Raw genomic sequence first — 18,825 nt, forward strand, 5'->3', positions numbered from 1 at the left:
TCAGCGTGTCCTCTGATGTGCGGCTGTGTCCACGGTCGTTTCGTACCGTGGAACGTTCCTTTGAGGTTCTTTGACCTTTCAATTCTCTGCGGTAGCCGTAAAGGATCGGTGTAATAACGAAGCGGTAACGAGGCTGTTCGCTGTACCAACCCGTGACATCTCCTGGCTGTACTAACCGTCACAACCCCCTGGGTCATCCCCGCATGGGCATGACTCTGCGAATCCGGTCCTGACAAAGGATCAGGCGAAAGGAAGGCAGCCTTGCGGCCAAAGATTGCTCGCTTCGGCGGCGCGCTTGCCGTTGGTATGGCTCTCACGCTCGGTCTCGCCGCGTGCGGCGGTGGCTCTGAAGCTCCCGCCGGATCGGCGGCGCCCGGTGGCGGTGAAGCGGCGCCCACCACTGTCAAGATTGGCTTCATGGGCGACCTGACTGGTTCCAACGCCGGTATTGTCATTCCGCCCAGGAACGGCGCGAAGCTGGCCATTGACCAGTACAACGCGACGAACCCCAAGGTCAAGATCGAGATGGTGGAGTACGACAGCCAGGCTGACGCCACCAAGGCCGTCGGTCTCGCCCAGCAGGCCATCAAGACCGACAAGATCGTTGCGCTGGTCGGTCCCGCGTTCTCCGGTGAGTCCGCTCAGGTGGCGCCGGTGCTCGAAGAGGCGAAGGTTCCCAGCGTCTCGGCTTCGGCGACCAACGCCGCGCTCGCGCAGAACGGCTGGAAGTACTGGCACCGCGTTCTGCCGAACGACGGTGTGCAGGGCCCCGGCATCGCCGACTTCATCGCCGGCGCCGCCGCGGCCAAGAACGTGTTCGTCATCGACGACAAGTCCGAGTACGGCAAGCCGCTGGCCGACGCGGTCCGCGCGCAGCTGAAGTCCAAGGGCGCCACCGTCACCGACGACTCGCTCGACCCGGCGGAGAGCGACTTCTCCTCGGTGGTCAACAAGGTGGCCGCGGGCAAGCCCGACGCCATCTTCTTCGGCGGCTACTACGCGGCGGCCGGCCCGCTGCTCAAGCAGCTGCGGGACAAGGGCGTGAAGGACGCGAAGTTCTTCAGCGGCGACGGTTCGCTGGACAAGGGCCTCATCGAGGGCGCCGGCGCGACCAACGCGGAGGGTGCGCTCGTGGGCTGCCCCTGCTACATCGCCACGCCTGACGTGACCGACGAGAAGGTCAAGAAGTTCGCGGCAGACTACAAGGCCGCCTACAACGCCGACCCGGCCATCTACGCCACGGAGGGCTTCGACGCCGCGTCGGTCTTCATCGAGGCGATCAAGGCCGGTAAGGTGACGGCTGAGGACATCAACACCTTCATCCAGACGGTCGACTTCCCCGGCGTTTCCAAGCAGGTGAAGTTCGAGTCCAATGGTGAGGTCGTGGCCAAGGACATCTACATGTACCAGGTCAAGGGCGGCAACATCAGCCTGCTCGGCAAGGCCTCCGAGGCCAAGCTCGGGTAACGGTCTCCCGCCTGTCTCTCAGGTGAGATCGGGTAGTTGATGCGCGGGGAGCGGGATCGCCGCGAGCGGTCCCGCTCCTTTCGCGCATCTGCTGCCGGCAGTGCAGGAGAATCCTCGCCTAGAAGTGGTAATCGTCTCGTGTTCAATGACTTCTTTGCTCAGTTCTGGCCGCAAACAATCGACGGCCTAGCGTTCGGATCCATTTACGCGCTGATCGCGCTCGGATACACGATGGTGTACGGCGTGCTGAGGCTGATCAACTTCGCGCACTCGGAAGTGTTCATGATCGGCACGTTCGGCGCGATGTTCGTGCCTTTCGTGTTCGGCATCAACACTCCGCTGACCGGCATCGCGCTCGTCGGGCTGATCCTGGCCATGATCGCCGCCGGTGCGCTGGCCTCGGCGGGCACCGCTATGGCCCTCGAGCGGATCGCCTACCGGCCGCTGCGCAAACGTGGCGCCTCCCGCCTGGCCGCGCTCATCTCGGCCATCGGCGCCTCCATCTTCCTCCAGGAGCTGTTCGCGCTCCTGGTCATCCCCACCGTCTTCAACAGGCCTGAGCGCGGCCGCATTCAGATGGGCCTGCCGCGCATCATGGAGCGCACGGAGCTGTTCTCGATCTTCGGCCACAAGGTGATGACCCACCAGGTGTTCGTGGTCGTGGCGGCGCTCGTGATGATGATCCTGTTGGAGCGGCTGGTCAACCGGACCAAGATCGGCCGTGGTATCCGCGCGACCGCGCAGAACCCCGAGGCCGCGGTGCTGATGGGTGTCGACATCAACAAGATCGTCCAGATGACGTTCTTGATCGGCGGCGCGATGGCCGGTGTGGCCGGCGCGCTGTACCTGCTGGCATATGAGAACACCAACTACTACATCGGTTTTCTCTTCGGCATCAAAGCCTTCACCGCGGCGGTTCTCGGCGGTATCGGAAACCTTCGCGGGGCCTTGGTCGGCGGAATCGCGCTGGGGCTCGTGGAGAACTACGGCGCCATCATCTTCGGCTCCGACTGGAAACACGTGATCTCGTTCACGGTCCTCGTCTTGGTCCTGATGTTCCGGCCCACCGGGCTTCTCGGTGAATCACTTCAGCAGGCGCGCGCATGAACCAGAAGAATCCACTGTCAAACATCCGATCCGCGTGGGGCGGTTTCTCCGACCGCATGCGCGACGCGTGGGCCGTGGCCCCCTGGTGGCAGCGCTGGACCGTCTACGTGCTGCTCATCATCGGCGCTCTGCTGCTTCCCTCGGACTCGCTGGCGCCGATCATGTCGCCGTACTCCGACTGGGCGAGCGTGCTGTTCTTCCCGATCGGCACCTTCGTGGTGCTGGCGATCGGCCTCAACGTGGTGGTCGGCCAGGCCGGCCTGCTCGACCTCGGCTACGTCGCGTTCTACGCGATCGGCGGCTACACGATGGGCCTGCTGGGCACCAGGGCAGGTTGGAACTTCTGGGAGATCCTGGTCGTCGGCATCCTCATCTGCGCCCTTTCGGGCGTCGTGCTGGGCGCGCCGACGCTGCGGCTGCGCGGTGACTATCTGGCGATCGTCACGCTGGGCTTCGGTGAGATCATCCGCATCACGGCCCGCAACACCGACGAGATCGGCGGCCCGAACGGCATCCGCGGCATCCCGCACCCGCCGAGCATCGAGGGTGTGGAGCTCTTCGGCGTGCAGATCTTCAAGTACGGCGTGCTGGACCCGAGGCCGTACTACTACATGCTGGTCGCGCTCGCCGTCATCGTGATCATCCTGGTGAAGCGCTGGGAGAAGAGCCGCGTCGGCAGGGCCTGGGCGGCCATCCGCGAGGACGAGGACGCCGCCGAGGTCATGGGTGTGCCGACGTTCAGGTTCAAGATGCTCGCCTTCGCCATCGGCGCCTCGATCGGTGGCGCGATGGGCGTGGTCTGGGCCGCCAAGGTCATCTCGCTGAACCCGAACGACTTCCTGTTCCTGCTGTCGGCCACGATCCTGGCCGCGGTCGTCATGGGTGGCGCGGGCAACCTGCCGGGTGTCATGCTGGGAGCGTTCATCGTCGCCTGGTTGCCCGAGCGATTCCGTGGCCTGCAGGAGTACCGCATGCTGATCTTCGGCGCGGTGCTCGTGGCTCTGATGATCTTCAGGCCCGAGGGTCTGTTGCCTTCCAGGCAGCGCAAGGCCGAACTGAAAGAGGGATCGGGCGGCATGGGCAGCCTCGGCGCCGAGGTCGCGGGTCCCGAGTCGAAGCCTGAGACGGTCGAGGGGGCGAGCAAGTGACCCAGGAGAAGAAGGCCCTGCTCGAGCTGCGCGGGCTCACGATGCGCTTCGGCGGCGTGACGGCGCTGCGCGAGGTCGATCTCATCGTGAACGAGGGTGAGATCTTCGCGCTGATCGGCCCGAACGGCGCGGGCAAGACCACGGTGTTCAACGTGGTCACCGGCGTCTACCAGCCGACCGAGGGTGAGGTGCGCTTCCAGGACGAGAAGATCAGCGGCCTGAAGCGCTTCAAGATCACCAAGCGGGGCATCGCCCGTACGTTCCAGAACATCCGGCTGTTCCACAACATGTCGGCGCTGGAGAACGTCATGGTGGGCGCGGACGCGCACCACAAGTCGGGCATGGTGAGCGTGGCGCTCGGTCTGCCGTGGCACCGCAAGGCCGAGCGTGAGGGCCGGGCGCTGGCGATGGAGCTGCTGGAGTTCTGCGGCGTCTCGCAGCGGGCCGACGACTACGCCAAGAACCTGCCCTACGGCGACCAGCGCCGGCTGGAGATCGCCAGGGCGCTGGCGACCAACCCGAAGCTGCTGCTGCTCGACGAGCCTGCGGCGGGCATGAACCCCGCGGAGAAGGAGGCGCTGCAGCAGCTCATCAGGAGGATCAGGGATGCGGGGCGCACTGTCCTGCTGATCGAGCACGACATGAGCCTCGTCATGGGCATCAGTGACCGCATCGGCGTCCTCGACTTCGGTCAGAAGATCGCGGATGGTCTGCCGGACGAGGTGCGGAACGACCCGCGGGTCATCGAGGCGTACTTGGGGGCACCCGCAGATGCTTCTTGAGGTCAAGGACATCCACGTCTTCTACGGCAAGATCGAGGCCATCAAGGGCATCTCGGTCGAGGTGAACGAGGGCGAGATCGTCACGCTGATCGGCGCCAACGGCGCGGGCAAGACGACGACGCTGAAGACCATCTCGGGCCTGCGTCCGCTGTCGTCGGGTTCGGTGGTCTTCGACGGGCATGACATCAGCAAGATGCCCGGCCACAAGCGGGTCCAGGCGGGCCTGGGCCAGGCGCCCGAGGGCCGCGGCATCTTCCCCGGCATGACCGTCCACGACAACCTGCTGATGGGCGCCTACACCCGTAGCGGCGACATCGCTCCCGAGCTGAACGAGGCCTACGAGCTGTTCCCGCGTCTTGCGGAGCGGCGCAACCAGTTCGCGGGCACGATGTCGGGTGGCGAGCAGCAGATGCTGGCGATCGGCAGGGCGCTGATGGCCAAGCCGAAGGTGCTGCTGCTCGACGAGCCTTCGATGGGTCTGGCGCCGCTGCTGGTCAAGCAGATCTTCGACATCATCGAGGAGATCAACCGCAGGGGTACGACGGTCCTGCTGGTGGAGCAGAACGCCCAGCAGGCGCTGCAGCTGGCGCACCGGGCGTACGTGCTGGAGACCGGGAAGATCGTCAAGAGCGCTCCCGCGCACGATCTTCTGAACGATCCCGCCGTGCGGGCCGCCTATCTGGGCGGCGATCTCGGTGAGACGAGCGCCAACGGACACTGAGCGACGGGGCGGGCGGGGTCGTCTTCGGCGGCCCCGCCCGTCGTCATTTCAGCGCCACCTGCGCGCCGTCGGTGCTGGGATAGCCGATGGGCGGGTCGCCGTACAGCTTGACGGCGGTGGGCTTGGCGTCCTTGGGGATGTCGAACCAGAGGTCCATCTCGAGTCGCACGCCCGCTCCGACGGGGATCTCGACGGGCTGGCGCTTGGTGATCTGCGCGGTGTCGCTGATGGGGTGGGTGCGCCCGTCGGCGGTGACCAGCCGCTGCCTGCGCGCGTCGAACCGAGATGTGGATCTTCCCGGATTTTCCACCACGACACGGACTGTGATGAACTGCCCCTTGGCCGGCCACTCGGCGTGACTGCCTGAGAGGCTGGCCTGGCCGGTCTGCAGGCCGATCACCTGGAACCGCGCGTCCCCGTCGTTGACGGGCGCCGCGTGGATCGGGACCTCGTTGACGCGAACAGGGCGGGCGGGCAGGTCGTAGGTCGGCCTCGCCTGTGGTTTCGCCGGTGCGGGGGCCGAGCTGCAGGAGGCCAGCGCCAGCAGGGCGCAGGCGATGAGGATGGGTCGGCGCACGTCGCCACGGTACGAGGAGGACGGTGCCTTGTGACAGAGGTCGGTCGCAAGAGATGTTGACCCGATATTCGGCTTATGTCGAAAGACTTACGCTTGTAGGAAGTTGTCCGATTGTGTCTGAGCGGTGATCTGCCTGGTGACAAGCTTGCGGGAGCATCTCTGCGACAAGACCAGGAACCGAAGGGGACCGTTGTGAGTATGGGTACTCTTTCCCGCCGCGCGCTCGCGGCAGGCACGTTCGTCGTCGCGGGCGCGCTGACGCTCACGGCCTGTGGTGGCGGCGGCACGACCGCCGCCAGTCCTGCCGCCCCGGCGGCGACAGGGGCCTCCTCGGCCGCGCCCAGCGCGCAGAACACGCTGGCGGCGATGGTGCCCGACGCGATCAAGTCGGACGGCAAGCTGATCGTCGGTGTCGACGCCTCCTACCCGCCGAACGAGTCGGTCGACCCCGCCTCCCAGAAGATCGTGGGCTGGGACGTCGAACTCGTCGAGGCCATCGCGGGCAAGCTCGGCCTGACCGCCGAGTTCCAGAACGCCGGCTTCGACACGATCATCCCTGGGCTGGGGTCGGGCAAGTACGAGCTGGGCTCCTCCTCCTTCACGGACAACAAGGAGCGGGAGAAGGTCGTCGACTTCGTCACCTACTACTCCGCCGGCACCGCGTGGGCGGCGCTGAAGGGCAACCCGAAGGCCGTCAACCCCGACGACGCCTGCGGCAAGAAGATCGGTGTCCAGCAGGGCACCGTTCAGGTCGACGACATCAAGGCGAAGAGCGAGGCCTGCACCAAGGCGGGCAAGCCCGCCATCGACCAGGTCGTGCGCAAGCAGCAGACCGAGGTCAACGCCGACCTGGTGTCCGGCAAGATCGACGGCATGCTCGCCGACTCGCCCATCGTGGGCTACGCGGTCAAGCAGACCGGCGACAAGCTGGAGATCATCGGTCAGGCCTACGACACCGCGCCCTACGGGTTCGCCATCGGCAAGAACTCGGGGACCTTCAAGGACGCGTGGCTCGCGGGGCTGAAGGAGGTCATGGTGGACGGTACCTACAAGTCGATCCTCGACAAGTGGGGTGTCGGCGACGGCGCCATCACTGACCCGGTGATCAACGGGGCACAGGGGTAACCCATGACTGAGACGGAGAGGGCGCGGCCTGAAGTGATCAGAGCCGTGCCCGTCCGGCACCCGGGTCGGTGGGTCGCGGCGGTGATCATCGTGGTGCTGGCCGCGATGCTGGTCAACAACCTGATCACCAATCCGAACTACAACTGGCCCGAGCAGTGGAAGTACTTCCTGTCCGAGCCCGTGCTGAACGGCGTGCGCAACACGATCTGGCTCACCATCGCCGCCATGGTCGGTGGTGTCGGCCTGGGCATCGTGCTCGCGCTCATGCGTCTGTCGGCCAACCCGCTGATGCGCGGCGCGGCCTGGCTGTACCTGTGGGTCTTCCGCGGCACCCCGCTTTACACGCAGCTGCTGATCTGGGGCAACATCGGGGCGCTCTTCCCGCAGGTCGGGATCGGCATCCCGTTCGGCCCCGAGTTCGCCACGTGGCCGACCAACGCGCTCTACAGCGCGGCGGTGATGGCGGCGCTCGGCCTGATCCTCAACGAGGCGGCCTACATGGCCGAGATCATCAGGGCCGGCATCCTGTCGGTCGACCCGGGGCAGCAGGAGGCCTCCCAGGCGCTGGGCATGACCCGCATGCAGACGATGCGGCGGATCGTGCTTCCTCAGGCCATGCGGGTCATCGTGCCGCCGACGGGCAACGAGGCGATCTCGATGCTGAAGAACACCTCGCTCGTGGTGGCCATCCCGTACCTGGAGCTGACCTTCACGGCGCAGACGATCTACGCCACGACCTACCAGGTCATCCCGATGCTGATCATGGCCTGCATCTGGTACCTGATCCTGTCCTCGATCATGATGGTGGGGCAGTACTACCTGGAGCGATACTTCGCGAAGGGGTCACTCCCCGGCGGCGGCCGGGTCAGGAACGTAGGCGGGGCGGCATGAACGACGTGATGGTCAGGGCCGAGCAGGTCTGCAAGAGCTTCGGTCACGTCGATGTGCTCAAGGGCATCGACCTCGAGGTCCGCAACGGCGAGGTGATGTGCGTCATCGGCCCGTCCGGGTCGGGCAAGTCCACGTTCCTGCGCTGCATCAACCACCTCGAGAAGATCAACGCCGGCCGCCTGTGGGTGGACGGCAAGCTGATCGGCTACCGCGAGCACGGCGGCAAGCTGCACGAGCTCAAGGAGAGGGAGGTCGCGGCGCAGCGCAAGGACATCGGCATGGTGTTCCAGCGCTTCAACCTCTTCCCGCACATGACCGCGCTGGAGAACGTCATGGAGGCGCCCCAGCGGGTCAAGCGCGAATCGGGCGCCATGGTGCGGGCCAGGGCCGCCGAGCTTCTCGAGCGGGTGGGGCTCGGCGGGAAGATGGGCAACTACCCGGCCCAGCTGTCGGGAGGTCAGCAGCAGCGCGTCGCGATCGCCAGGGCGCTGGCCATGCAGCCGAAGCTCATGCTCTTCGACGAGCCGACCTCCGCGCTGGACCCCGAGCTGGTCGGCGAGGTCCTCGACGTCATGAAGGGCCTGGCCAGGGACGGCATGACCATGGTCGTGGTCACCCACGAGATGGGTTTCGCCCGCGAGGTCGGCGACTCGCTGGTGTTCATGGACGACGGGCTCGTGGTGGAGAAGGGCGCGCCGCGCGAGGTGCTGTCCAACCCGCAGCACGAGCGGACGAAGCTGTTCCTGTCGAAGGTGCTCTAGCCGTACAGAGGAACCGGGGGGGCCTTTGGGACCATGTAGGGCTTCCCCGGCCCCACACGTTTTCTACTCGGCCTCCCCGCGGCTCTGTCGGCACAACCGTAGCGACCACTGGGGCGGCCGCGCAAAGGGTGCGCACAACTCGCGCGTGTTACTCAGGCGTCCCGCAGCATGCACGTGATGCGCGAGGTGCACACCCTGCGGCCCTGCTCGTCGCTGATCACGACTTCGTAGCTGGCCAGCGACCTGCCGCCGTGCAGCATGGTCCCCACGCCCGTCACGTAGCCCTCGGTGGCCGACCTGTGGTGGGTGGCGTTGATCTCGATCCCGACCGCGATGCGCTCGGATCCGGCGTGGATGGCCGCGCCGATCGAGCCGATCGACTCGGCGAGCACGACCGAGGCGCCGCCGTGCAGCAGGCCGTACGGCTGGGTGTTGCCCTTCACCGGCATCCTCGCCACCACGCGCTCGGCGCTGGCCTCGACGAACTCGATGCCCATCCGCTCGCCGAGGGTGCCCTTGTTCAGCTCGTTCACCACGGCTACGTCGAACGTCAAGGGGAGGCCTCCTGTACCTAGAGCTCACGTTTTCTGTCGCACATGGAGACTAGGCTGCCAGTGTGCCGAAGAGTGAAGTGACCCCCACCCGTCCTTGCCTGTTGCTCCTGGATGGGCATTCCCTTGCCTATCGGGCGTTCTACGCCCTGAAGGACGCCAACCTGATGACCTCCGACGGTCAGCACACCGAGGCGGTCTACGGGTTCACCTCGATGCTGACGAACATCCTGCGCGATGAGCAGCCGACCAACGTGGCGGTGTGCTTCGACAGGTCGGAGCCGACCTTCAGGCACGTCGAGTACGCCGAGTACAAGGCCAACCGCAGCGAGACGCCCGAAGACTTCCGCGGGCAGATGCAGCTGATCTTCGAGCTGCTCGACACCATGCGCATCCCGCGCCTGTCACTGGCGGGCTACGAGGCCGACGACCTGATCGCCACGCTGGCCACCCGCGCCGCCGCCGAGGGCATGAGCGTGCTGATCGTCACCGGTGACCGCGACGCGCTCCAGCTGGTCAGCCAGGACATCACGGTGCTGATGACCAGGCGCGGCATCAGCGACATGACGCGCTTCACCCCCGAGGCGGTCGTGGAGAAGTACGACCTGACGCCGCAGCAGTACCCTGACTTCGCCGCGCTGCGCGGCGACCCCAGCGACAACCTGCTGAGCATCCCAGGGGTGGGGGAGAAGACCGCGGCCAAGTGGGTGCGCGAGTTCGGCTCGCTGACCGCCCTGGTCGACCGGGTCGACGAGGTCAAGGGCAAGGTCGGCGACAAGTTGCGCGAGCACGTCGCCCAGGTCCTGATGAACCGCAGGCTGACCGAGCTGCTGCGCGACGTGCCCGTCGAGGCCGACCTGGCTGAGCTGAAGCAGGGTGTGTGGGAGCGCGAGGAGATCAACAAGCTGTTCGACTCGCTGCAGATCCGCGGCGAACTGCGCGAGCGCGTCTTCAAGGTGCTCGGCACCGGTGAGGCCGAGCCCGAGCAGGGCTTCGAGGTGGAGACGGTGATCCTCGGCCCCGACAGGGTCGCGGGATGGCTGTCGGCGATGCCCGAGGGGCGCGCGGGGCTGGCCTTCAAGGGCGCCTACGGCAGCGGCACGGGCCGTATCGACGGCGTCGCCGTCGCCTCGCCCGACGGCACGGCCGCCCACATCGACCCCACGAGGCTCACGGAGGCCGACGAGAGCGCCCTCAGGGCGTGGCTGGCCGACGAGGCGAGGCCGAAGGCCGTCCACGACGCCAAGGGCCCCATGCTGGCCCTGTGGGCGCAGGGGATGGAGCTGAGAGGCCTGGCGTGCGACACCGCGCTGGCCGCCTACCTGGCGATGCCGGGTCAGCGCACCTTCGCCCTGGAGGACCTCGCCCGCCGCTACCTCAACCGCGACCTCAAGGTCGAGGAGGACTCCGGCGGCCAGGCCGCGCTGTTCGGCGACGACGACGACGCGCCTGCCAAGGATCTGGCGCTGCGCGCTCACGCGGTGCGTGAGCTGGCCGACTCGCTGGAGTCCTTCCTGGCCGGGCGCGGCGGCACCCAGCTGCTGGAGGACGTCGAGCTGCCCCTGCTGAGCGTGCTGGCCGAGATGGAGCGGGCCGGCATCGGCGCCGACCGCGCATATCTCGCGGGCCTGGAGTCGGAGTTCGGCGGCGCGGTCAAGCAGGCCGTCGAGGAGGCGCACCGCGTGGTCGGCGAGCCGTTCAACCTGGGCTCGCCCAAGCAGCTGCAGGAGATCTTCTTCGTCAGGCTCAACCTGCCCAAGACCAAGAAGACCAAGACCGGCTACACCACCGACGCCGACGCGCTCACCTGGCTGGCCACGCAGACCGACCACGAACTGCCGATCATCATGTTGCGCCACCGCGACCAGCAGAAGCTGCGCACCACGGTCGAGGGGCTGATCAAGGAGATCACCGACGACGGGCGCATCCACACGACGTTCAACCAGATCGTCGCGGCCACGGGGCGTCTGTCGAGCGAGAAGCCCAACCTGCAGAACATCCCGATCCGCACCTCCGAGGGCCGGCGCATCAGGCAGGGCTTCGTCGTCGGGGAGGGCTACGAGACGCTGCTGACCGCCGACTACAGCCAGATCGAGCTGCGCATCATGGCGCACCTGTCGGGCGACGAGTCGCTGATCGCCGCCTTCGAGTCCGGTCACGACTTCCACCAGGCGACCGCCGCCCGCGTCTTCGACCTGCCGCCCGAGCAGGTCGACGGCGAGCTGCGCGCCCGGATCAAGGCGATGAACTACGGCCTGGCCTACGGGCTGTCGGACTTCGGGTTGTCGGGGCAGCTGAACATCCCCGTCGCCGAGGCCAGGGCGCTCAAGGAGGAGTACTTCGAGGAGTTCGGCGGCGTCCGCGACTTCCTGCACGAGATCGTCACCCAGGCCCGCAAGGACGGCTACACCGAGACCATCATGGGCCGGCGCCGCTACCTGCCCGACCTGACCAGTGACAACAGGCAGCGGCGCGAGATGGCCGAGCGGATGGCGCTCAACGCGCCGATCCAGGGCTCGGCGGCCGACATCATCAAGGTCGCGATGCTCAACGTGAGCCAGGCGCTGCGCGAGGAGAGGCTCGCCTCAAGGATGCTGCTGCAGGTGCACGACGAGCTGGTGTTCGAGGTGGCCCCGGGCGAGCTGGAGACGCTCCGGCAGGTCGTCACCGACCAGATGAACTCCGCCTACAGCCTGCGCGTCCCTCTGGACGTCTCCGTGGGCGTCGGCCGCACGTGGGAGGACGCGGGTCACTGACCCGCTCCCTCCACTCCGTACGGCACGCCTGGGACCCCGTACGGCACGCCTGGGACAGGCCACCGTGGGCAGGGGGCCGTCGTCCGTCCATCACGCCGCTCCTGGCCCACGGGGCCAGGGGCGGGTGACGCGTGCCCCTTCTGGGGCGCGCGCCTGGACGGTGAGGCACACGGCCCGGCGGGTCGATCATGAGAGCCTCTGTGCCGTTCTGGTCTAGGCTGAGGTGATTGGTCTGCCCCCGATCGGCACGGGAGTTCAGTGCGGAATTCAGCGTTGCTCACGCGGATCCTTGGGGTGGCCAACGCCGTGGTCATCACGATCGCGATCGCGGCTCTTCTGCTGCTGCCGACCGCGGGCGAACCCACCGTGGGGCGCACCGCGGCGGTCGGCACGGCGAAGCCGTCGCAGGACCCCCAGGCCACGCCCGCGGCGAAACCGGATCTGCCGAGCTCCGACCTGCCGCCCGCGGTCAACGCGACCCCCGAGTTCGCCAAGCAGGTGAAGGCGAACGAGCTCGGCCTGGTCCCTGTGCTCATGTACCACCGGATCATGAAGAAGCGGTTCGCCTCGATCGACCGCACGCCATCGCAGGTCCGCCAGGAGCTGGAGAAGCTGGCCAGGCAGGGTTACGTCCCGATCACCGCCAAGGAGTTCGTGACCGGAGACATCAGGGTGCCCGCAGGCAAGTTCCCTGTGGTCCTCACCTTCGACGACGGCCACGCCAGCCACTTCGCGCTCGACGGCGGCGGCATGCCCAAGAAGGACACCGCCGTCGGGATCATCTACGACGTGGCCAGGAAGTACCCGGGCTTCAGGCCCGTGGCCACCTTCTGGATCAACCACTACCCCTTCGGCCTGCGGCGCCAGGAGGACCAGGCCGCGGCCGTGCGGTGGCTGACGGAGCGCGGCTTCGAGGTGGCCAACCACACCTGGTCCCATCCCAACCTGGCCGTGCTGCCGAAGAAGAAGGTCAAGGAGCAGATCGTCAGGCTGGAACGGCTGCTGAAGAAGCTCGGCGCGCCGGCCTCGGACACGCTCGCCCTGCCGTTCGGCTCGATGCCGCACCCCAAGAAGATCGCCAAGGCCGGATCATGGGACGGCACGGACTACGATGTCGAGGGCGTCTTCCTCGCGGGCGCCGAACCCTCGTTTTCGCCATACGCGAAAAATTTCGATGCGGGCGCGATCCAGCGGATCCAGAGCAACGGCAAGCGGGGCGAGTGCCGAAAGTGGTGCTCACAGTACTGGTTGGAATGGCTGAACAAACACCCTGGCGAGCGCTTTGTCTCCGATGGAGACCCGCAGCGGATCTCCATCCCACGGAAAACTGAGGGTAATATCGCTGTCAAGCGGAGAGCCCAGCTCAACGCCTACTAGGCGGCCCCACGCGGCTTTGCGCGCCTTGCACTCCCGTGTCCTCGGATTGACCCCGCCCGCCAGGTCTCATATGCTGATCGCTGCGCTGTGGGCTCGCGCGCGCCTCAGACGGAGCGGGCTCGCGCTCGGTCTCGTCGATGACGTCATCCTCGGCTTGATGCGGAAGAGAGCCTGCTGCGCATCCGCCACATCGACATCTGTCCGCGTTCGGAGCAATTCCACACATGACGAGCAGCACCGAGGCCACCTCGAGCACCCCGCAGGTAGCGGTCAACGACATCGGTTCCGAAGAGGCCTTCCTCGCCGCGATCGACGAGACCATCAAGTACTTCAACGACGGCGACATCGTCGAGGGCACCGTCGTCAAGGTCGATCGAGACGAGGTCTTGCTCGACATCGGTTACAAGACCGAGGGTGTCATTCCCTCGCGTGAGCTCTCGATCAAGCACGATGTCGACCCGGCTGAGGTTGTCGAGGTCGGCGAGCACGTCGAGGCCCTGGTTCTCCAGAAGGAGGACAAGGAGGGTCGCCTGATCCTGTCCAAGAAGCGCGCGCAGTACGAGCGCGCCTGGGGCACGATCGAGAAGATCAAGGACGAGGACGGCATCGTCACCGGCACCGTCATCGAGGTCGTCAAGGGTGGTCTCATCCTCGACATCGGCCTCCGTGGCTTCCTGCCGGCGTCCCTGGTCGAGATGCGCCGTGTTCGCGACCTGCAGCCCTACGTCGGCCGCGAGCTCGAAGCCAAGATCATCGAGCTGGACAAGAACCGCAACAACGTGGTCCTGTCCCGCCGCGCCTGGCTTGAGCAGACGCAGTCCGAGGTCCGCCAGACCTTCCTCAACACCCTCCAGAAGGGCCAGGTCCGCAAGGGCGTCGTGTCCTCGATCGTTAACTTCGGTGCGTTCGTGGACCTCGGCGGCGTCGACGGTCTGGTTCACGTCTCCGAGCTCTCCTGGAAGCACATCGACCACCCCTCCGAGGTTGTCGAGGTCGGCCAGGAGGTCACCGTCGAGGTTCTCGACGTCGACATGGAGCGCGAGCGCGTCTCCCTCTCGCTCAAGGCGACGCAGGAAGACCCGTGGCAGCAGTTCGCCCGCACCCACCAGATCGGCCAGGTCGTGCCGGGCCGCGTCACCAAGCTGGTGCCGTTCGGCGCGTTCGTCCGGGTCGAGGAGGGCATCGAGGGCCTGGTCCACATCTCCGAGCTGGCCGAGCGCCACGTGGAGATCCCCGAGCAGGTCGTCCAGGTCGGCGACGAGATCTTCGTGAAGATCATCGACATCGACCTCGACCGTCGCCGGATCAGCCTCTCGCTGAAGCAGGCCAACGAGGGCGTCGGCGCCGAGGTCGAGTTCGACCCGACGCTGTACGGCATGGCGGCCACCTACGACGACCAGGGCAACTACATCTACCCCGAGGGCTTCGACCCGGAGACCGGGGAGTGGCTCGAGGGCTTCGACAGGCAGCGTGAGGAGTGGGAGCGCCAGTACGCCGAGGCGCAGACCCGCTTCGAGGCCCACAAGAAGCAGATCGAGGACGCCCGCAAGGCCGAGGCCGAGGCGGGCGAAGTCCCCTCGACCTACAGCGGCGAGACCCAGGCTCCGTCCAGCAGCAGCTCGTCCTCGGCTCCGGCCGCCGGCGCGCTCGCTTCGGACGAGGCCCTCGCGGCCCTGCGCGAGAAGCTCGCCGGTGGGCAGAGCTGACGCTCCTCTCGGGCTGAGCTAGTCGGAGAAGCCCCGCACGGACATCCGTCCGTGCGGGGCTTCTCCGCGTTCGCTCCGTGTCTGTCTCATGGCCTGTACGGCAAGCAGGGGTCACGCGCCACCCCTGGCACGTGGCCGGGGCCTGTCCAGGGACACGCCTTCCCGAGCGCGTGACCGGGCCACCCCAACGGACCCGCTTCCCTGAGCGCGCATGGTCGGGCCGCCCCAAGGGGCACGCCTTCCCGAGCGCGTGACTGGGCCACCCCAACGGGCACGCTTCCCCGAGCGCGCGCGGCCGGGCCACTCCAACGGACCCGTGGCCCTCCGCTCTGGGCTCGAACGCTCCTCCGGGGCGAGTTCGGCGAACTCTTGGGCGCGGCAGCAGGATGCACGGCACCCATGCTGCACGGCACCCATGCTGTGTGGCGGCAGGGTCCCCTGGGTGACGCGGGGGATCGGCCCGAAGGCTTGGCGTGGGGGAGCTGAGCCGCCGGACGCGGGAGGCGGCCGTATCGGGCCGTAGTCGTAGCTGCGGGGAGATCGGCACCCGAGCTCGATGGAGATGGAGGCCGGGTGGTCAGGGACGGCGTGGTGGCCTGTGTCGGTGTCCTGGATCAGGCGCGGCGGGCGGTGAGGCGGCGGCCGAGGCGCTGCATCGGGAGTTCGACGAAGCGATAGGTCAACCAGCTCGCCCCCACCGTGAGCACCAGGAACAGTCCCGCCATCGACACCTGCACCGGTAGCGGCACCCAGCGCAGGTCGCCCGTCACCGTGATGAAGGCCTTCAGCAGCGGATGATGTAGCAGGTAGAGCGAGTAGCTGATCATTCCGAGCCAGGCCAGGAGGCGGAACGTCGCGCGCCGCCGCAGCGCCATCGCGCCCGCGAAGGTCACGGCCGCCAGCGCGATCGTGGTGATCCACACGCCGGGCCGTACCCACCACCAGCCCGCCTGGATCGCCCAGGCGGGAGCCACCGCGACGAGCGCGGCGGTGACGGCGACCGGCCAGAGCACGCCCTCGCCTCGCTCCCAGCGCTGGATGGCCGTGCCGGCGAACATGACGGCGAGGATGGCGAGCCCGAACCACGGCACCCTGCTGGTCAGGATCAGCAGGGCCAGGGCGCCCGCGCCCATGACGTACGCGGCGGCCTTCACGAACCTGCCGCTGATCAGGCAGGCGACGCCGCCGAAGAAGACCGTGAACGCCAGCCAAGAAGGCCAGGGACCCGGCGCGATCGGCGCGGCCGCCATGAACAGACCGCTGACGACGGCCGCCGCGCCGAACCCGATCGAGGTCGGGCCGCTGCGGCGGTGCGCGCCCGCGACGAACAGGGTGGTGACGAGCAGGTAGAACACCATCTCGTAGGCGAGGGTCCACATGGTGTCGACCGTGGCGCCGGTGCCCAGGGCGTCCTGGAGCATCGTGGCGTGGGCGGCGACCGAGGACGACTCCCTCGGGACGGCCTCACGGATCGGGATCCACCACGACGTGGCCAGGACCAGGGCGACCACCGTGAGGTAGAGGGGGTAGAGGCGGCAGAGCCTGCCCACCCAGAAGCCGCCCACGTCGCCGCGGCGTTCCAGCGAGGTCGGGATGATGTAGCCGCTGACGAGGAAGAACACCAGCACGCCGTACATGCCGAGGTTGAACCAGTACGGCCGCAGGGACGGGACCACCCATGGCAGCAGGTGCTCCGCCAGCACGGCGACGGCACCGATGCCGCGGAGCGCGTCCAGCCACGCGAGCCGCGACAAAGCGGAGGATTCGCTCGGTCGGGCTGCTGCGCGGGCAAAAGACATTAGACCAACTTATCGAACCCTGCCCCCACCGATGGACCGTCCCCCGACGACTCGCTCCCTGACCTGCGCTCCCGCACCCCCAGCCCTACACCCTTCGGCCTCGCACCCCCAGCCCTACACCCTTCGGCCTCGCACCCTTCGGCCTCGCACCCTTCGGCCTCGCACCTCGCCGCCCCGTCGCGTCCCACCCGGCCCGTCCCGTCCGGCACCATCCCGCCCCGCGTCGCCTTGTCCCGCCTCGCCTTGTCCCGCCTCCCGCCTCGCCTTGCCTGGCCTCCCGCCTCGCCTTGTCTCGCCTCGCACGCCGAGCCGCGCGCCTCGCCCCAGTCCCGCACCGCCTCGCCCCGCGTCCCGCGCCGCCTCGTGCTGCGCCCGTCGTCCTCGAACCGTGTCTCATACCGCCCCCAACCACGCCGAGCCGCCGCCTCCGAGCCGTGCTGAGCCTCTTCTGTTCCAGCAGGGCCCGCGCCGGGGTGCCGGGACGCGCCTGCGCTGCTCCGAGGCGTGCTGGGCCGCGCCTGGGGTGCTGGGACGCCCGGGCCGCTCCGAGCCGCGCTGAGCCTCTTCTGCTCCAGCACGGCCCGCGCCGGGGTGCCGGGACGCGCCTGCGCTGCTCCGAGGCGTGCTGGGCCGTGCCTGGGGTGCCGGGACGCCCATGCTGCTCCGAGGCGTGCCGAGCCTGTTCGTGACGTGACCCGTGACCCATGCCCCGTGCCCCATGTCCCGTGCCCCCGTGCCCCCGTGCCCCCGTGCTCCGTGCCACGTGCCCCGTGCCCCGTGCCCCGTGTCCGTGTCAGGGCGCTGCTCGAGCTGTGCTGTGTCGCGCCTGAGCTGTGCCGAGCTGCCCTGAGGTCTGGAGAGGGGGTTGACGGGCGGCCGCCGGCAAGGCGGCGGGGGCGCTTGCCGTACCCGGGAGGGAGGGGGCCGCTAAGGTGAGGGGATGATCGCGCGGGCGGTGGCACAGGACGCGGGAGAGATCCTGACGGTGCAGCGGGCGGCCTACGTCACCGAGGCCCAGCTGTACGGTGACCCGTTCATCCCGCCGCTGGTGGAGTCGGTTGAGCAGGTGCGCAAGGCGATCGAGTCGGCTGTCGTGCTCAAGGCCATCGTGGGCGGACGGATCGTCGGCGCGGTCAGGGGCCAGCCGGCGGGCACCACCTGCCTGGTCGGGCGGCTGGTGGTGGCGCCCGACGCGCAGGGGAGCGGCATCGGGACCGCGCTGCTTGAGGCCCTGCACGAGCAGGTGGCCGAGGCGACGGCGTTCGACCTGTTCACCGGCCACCTGTCGGAGGGCAATCTGCGCCTCTACCGTCGCATGGGGTACAAGGAAACGAGTCGGGAGCGAATGGACGATCATCTCACTCTGGTGCATATGCGGAGAGGTTGACGTCAGAGATCTCCTGGACGGATAGGCTCTGCGTGTGCTGAAAGTGGGTCTGACCGGCGGGATCGGGTCGGGGAAGAGCGAGGTCTCCAAGCGACTGGCGGAGCGCGGCGCGGTCGTGATCGATGCTGACAAGATCGCCAGAGAGGTGGTCGAGCCCGGCACGGAGGGGCTGGCCAGGGTGGTGGCGGCGTTCGGCGAGGAGATCCTGCGCGAGGACGGCTCGCTCGACAGGGAGCGGCTCGGCTCGATCGTGTTCGCCGACTCCGAGAAGCTGGCCACGCTCAACGGGATCGTCCACCCGCTGGTGGGCGAACGCGTCGCGGAGCTGCAGAAGAGCGCGCCCGACGGCGCCGTGGTGGTCTACGACGTGCCGCTGCTGGCGGAGAACAAGCTGGCCCCGATGTATGAGGTCGTGATCGTCGTCGACGCCTCAGACGAGGTCCGCGTCGAGCGGCTCACCAAGGTCAGGGGCATGTCCGAGCATGACGCGCGAGCCCGCATCGCCGCCCAGGCCTCGCGGGAGGAGCGGCTGGCGGTCGCCGACATCGTGATCCCTAACGAGGGCTCGCTGGACGACCTGGAAGCCAGGGTCGAGCAGGTGTGGGAGCGGCTCAGCGGCTGAGCGAAGGTCACGCGCAGGGCGCCCGACCACCTCGCCCCTGTCGAGACG

Annotated in this window: 16 protein-coding genes; 13 read left to right on the forward strand and 3 right to left on the reverse strand. The window is 67.8% G+C overall.

Annotated elements, in window-relative coordinates; translation table 11 throughout:
• Positions 1–306 precede the first annotated feature (306 nt).
• From AC3EO4_RS02515 to AC3EO4_RS02535, 5 genes are all read left to right on the forward strand, one after another.
• Positions 307–1,467, forward strand: a complete 1,161-nt coding sequence (locus AC3EO4_RS02515) for a branched-chain amino acid ABC transporter substrate-binding protein (protein ID WP_379579132.1) — start codon at positions 307–309, stop codon at positions 1,465–1,467.
• 138 nt (positions 1,468–1,605) lie between these two features.
• The gene (locus tag AC3EO4_RS02520; RefSeq protein WP_379579130.1) at positions 1,606–2,574 is read left to right on the forward strand and encodes a branched-chain amino acid ABC transporter permease; all 969 of its coding nucleotides are present in this window, start codon (positions 1,606–1,608) and stop codon (positions 2,572–2,574) included.
• 56 nt (positions 2,575–2,630) lie between these two features.
• Positions 2,631–3,722: a branched-chain amino acid ABC transporter permease gene (locus AC3EO4_RS02525; RefSeq protein ID WP_379579128.1), complete on the forward strand. Its 1,092-nt coding sequence runs from the start codon at positions 2,631–2,633 to the stop codon at positions 3,720–3,722.
• 41 nt (positions 3,723–3,763) lie between these two features.
• Positions 3,764–4,504 (forward strand): ABC transporter ATP-binding protein, encoded by a 741-nt coding sequence (locus tag AC3EO4_RS02530; RefSeq protein ID WP_379580245.1) that lies wholly within the window; start codon positions 3,764–3,766, stop codon positions 4,502–4,504.
• Positions 4,494–5,225, forward strand: a complete 732-nt coding sequence (locus tag AC3EO4_RS02535) for an ABC transporter ATP-binding protein (protein WP_379579126.1) — start codon at positions 4,494–4,496, stop codon at positions 5,223–5,225. Before AC3EO4_RS02530 ends, AC3EO4_RS02535 begins: the two co-directional genes overlap by 11 nt.
• Positions 5,226–5,268: 43 nt before the next feature.
• Here AC3EO4_RS02535 and AC3EO4_RS02540 read toward each other — a convergent pair whose 3' ends face one another.
• On the reverse strand, positions 5,269–5,802 hold the full coding sequence (locus AC3EO4_RS02540) for a DUF4352 domain-containing protein (RefSeq protein ID WP_379579124.1): 534 nt from the start codon (positions 5,800–5,802) through the stop codon (positions 5,269–5,271).
• Positions 5,803–6,000: 198 nt separating this feature from the next.
• On the opposite strand from AC3EO4_RS02540, the gene AC3EO4_RS02545 reads away from it, so the two are divergent.
• The 3 genes from AC3EO4_RS02545 to AC3EO4_RS02555 are packed head-to-tail and all read left to right on the forward strand — an operon-like array spanning position 6,001 to position 8,579.
• Entirely contained in the window at positions 6,001–6,927 is a 927-nt protein-coding gene (locus tag AC3EO4_RS02545; protein ID WP_431893400.1) for an ABC transporter substrate-binding protein, read from the forward strand.
• Between the two features lie 3 nt (positions 6,928–6,930).
• Entirely contained in the window at positions 6,931–7,818 is an 888-nt protein-coding gene (locus tag AC3EO4_RS02550) for an amino acid ABC transporter permease (protein ID WP_379579120.1), read from the forward strand.
• A complete protein-coding gene (locus AC3EO4_RS02555; protein ID WP_379579119.1) occupies positions 7,815–8,579 on the forward strand; it encodes an amino acid ABC transporter ATP-binding protein in 765 nt (254 codons plus the stop codon). Before AC3EO4_RS02550 ends, AC3EO4_RS02555 begins: the two co-directional genes overlap by 4 nt.
• A gap of 152 nt (positions 8,580–8,731) precedes the next feature.
• On the opposite strand, the gene AC3EO4_RS02560 is transcribed toward AC3EO4_RS02555, so the two are convergent.
• Entirely contained in the window at positions 8,732–9,076 is a 345-nt protein-coding gene (locus AC3EO4_RS02560) for a PaaI family thioesterase (protein WP_379580243.1), read from the reverse strand.
• Between the two features lie 119 nt (positions 9,077–9,195).
• Between AC3EO4_RS02560 and polA the strand changes: the two genes are divergently transcribed.
• The 3 genes from polA (at position 9,196) to rpsA (ending at position 14,969) form a co-directional block, all read left to right on the forward strand.
• The gene (gene polA / locus AC3EO4_RS02565; RefSeq protein ID WP_431893405.1) at positions 9,196–11,886 is read left to right on the forward strand and encodes a DNA polymerase I; all 2,691 of its coding nucleotides are present in this window, start codon (positions 9,196–9,198) and stop codon (positions 11,884–11,886) included.
• A 273-nt stretch (positions 11,887–12,159) separates the two neighbouring features.
• A complete protein-coding gene (locus tag AC3EO4_RS02570; RefSeq protein ID WP_379579115.1) occupies positions 12,160–13,263 on the forward strand; it encodes a polysaccharide deacetylase family protein in 1,104 nt (367 codons plus the stop codon).
• Positions 13,264–13,487: 224 nt separating this feature from the next.
• On the forward strand, positions 13,488–14,969 hold the full coding sequence (gene rpsA / locus AC3EO4_RS02575; protein WP_379579113.1) for a 30S ribosomal protein S1: 1,482 nt from the start codon (positions 13,488–13,490) through the stop codon (positions 14,967–14,969).
• A gap of 614 nt (positions 14,970–15,583) precedes the next feature.
• Here rpsA and AC3EO4_RS02580 read toward each other — a convergent pair.
• Positions 15,584–16,723 carry an acyltransferase family protein gene (locus AC3EO4_RS02580; RefSeq protein ID WP_431893408.1) on the reverse strand — a complete coding sequence of 380 codons (1,140 nt, stop codon included), beginning with the start codon at positions 16,721–16,723 and terminating at the stop codon, positions 15,584–15,586.
• 985 nt (positions 16,724–17,708) lie between these two features.
• Between AC3EO4_RS02580 and AC3EO4_RS02585 the strand changes: the two genes are divergently transcribed.
• Both AC3EO4_RS02585 and coaE read left to right on the forward strand, forming a co-directional pair.
• Positions 17,709–18,155, forward strand: a complete 447-nt coding sequence (locus tag AC3EO4_RS02585; RefSeq protein WP_379579109.1) for a GNAT family N-acetyltransferase — start codon at positions 17,709–17,711, stop codon at positions 18,153–18,155.
• A gap of 34 nt (positions 18,156–18,189) precedes the next feature.
• Positions 18,190–18,777 (forward strand): dephospho-CoA kinase, encoded by a 588-nt coding sequence (gene coaE / locus AC3EO4_RS02590; protein ID WP_379579107.1) that lies wholly within the window; start codon positions 18,190–18,192, stop codon positions 18,775–18,777.
• The last annotated feature ends 48 nt before the right edge of the window (positions 18,778–18,825 follow it).

The organism is Nonomuraea sp. bgisy101 (assembly GCF_057708945.1).

Bases quoted from the DNA above. Each gene is read 5' to 3' on its own strand.
- AC3EO4_RS02530 (WP_379580245.1), top strand. From the start codon at position 3,764: ATGCGCTTCGGCGGCGTGACGGCGCTGCGCGAGGTCGATCTCATCGTG.
- AC3EO4_RS02550 (WP_379579120.1), top strand. From the start codon at position 6,931: ATGACTGAGACGGAGAGGGCGCGGCCTGAAGTGATCAGAGCCGTGCCC.
- rpsA (WP_379579113.1), top strand. From the start codon at position 13,488: ATGACGAGCAGCACCGAGGCCACCTCGAGCACCCCGCAGGTAGCGGTC.
- AC3EO4_RS02525 (WP_379579128.1), top strand. From the start codon at position 2,631: ATGCGCGACGCGTGGGCCGTGGCCCCCTGGTGGCAGCGCTGGACCGTC.
- AC3EO4_RS02560 (WP_379580243.1), bottom strand. From the start codon at position 9,076: ATGGGCATCGAGTTCGTCGAGGCCAGCGCCGAGCGCGTGGTGGCGAGG.
- AC3EO4_RS02515 (WP_379579132.1), top strand. From the start codon at position 307: ATGGCTCTCACGCTCGGTCTCGCCGCGTGCGGCGGTGGCTCTGAAGCT.
- AC3EO4_RS02585 (WP_379579109.1), top strand. From the start codon at position 17,709: ATGATCGCGCGGGCGGTGGCACAGGACGCGGGAGAGATCCTGACGGTG.
- AC3EO4_RS02535 (WP_379579126.1), top strand. From the start codon at position 4,494: ATGCTTCTTGAGGTCAAGGACATCCACGTCTTCTACGGCAAGATCGAG.
- AC3EO4_RS02555 (WP_379579119.1), top strand. From the start codon at position 7,815: ATGAACGACGTGATGGTCAGGGCCGAGCAGGTCTGCAAGAGCTTCGGT.
- AC3EO4_RS02545 (WP_431893400.1), top strand. From the start codon at position 6,001: ATGGGTACTCTTTCCCGCCGCGCGCTCGCGGCAGGCACGTTCGTCGTC.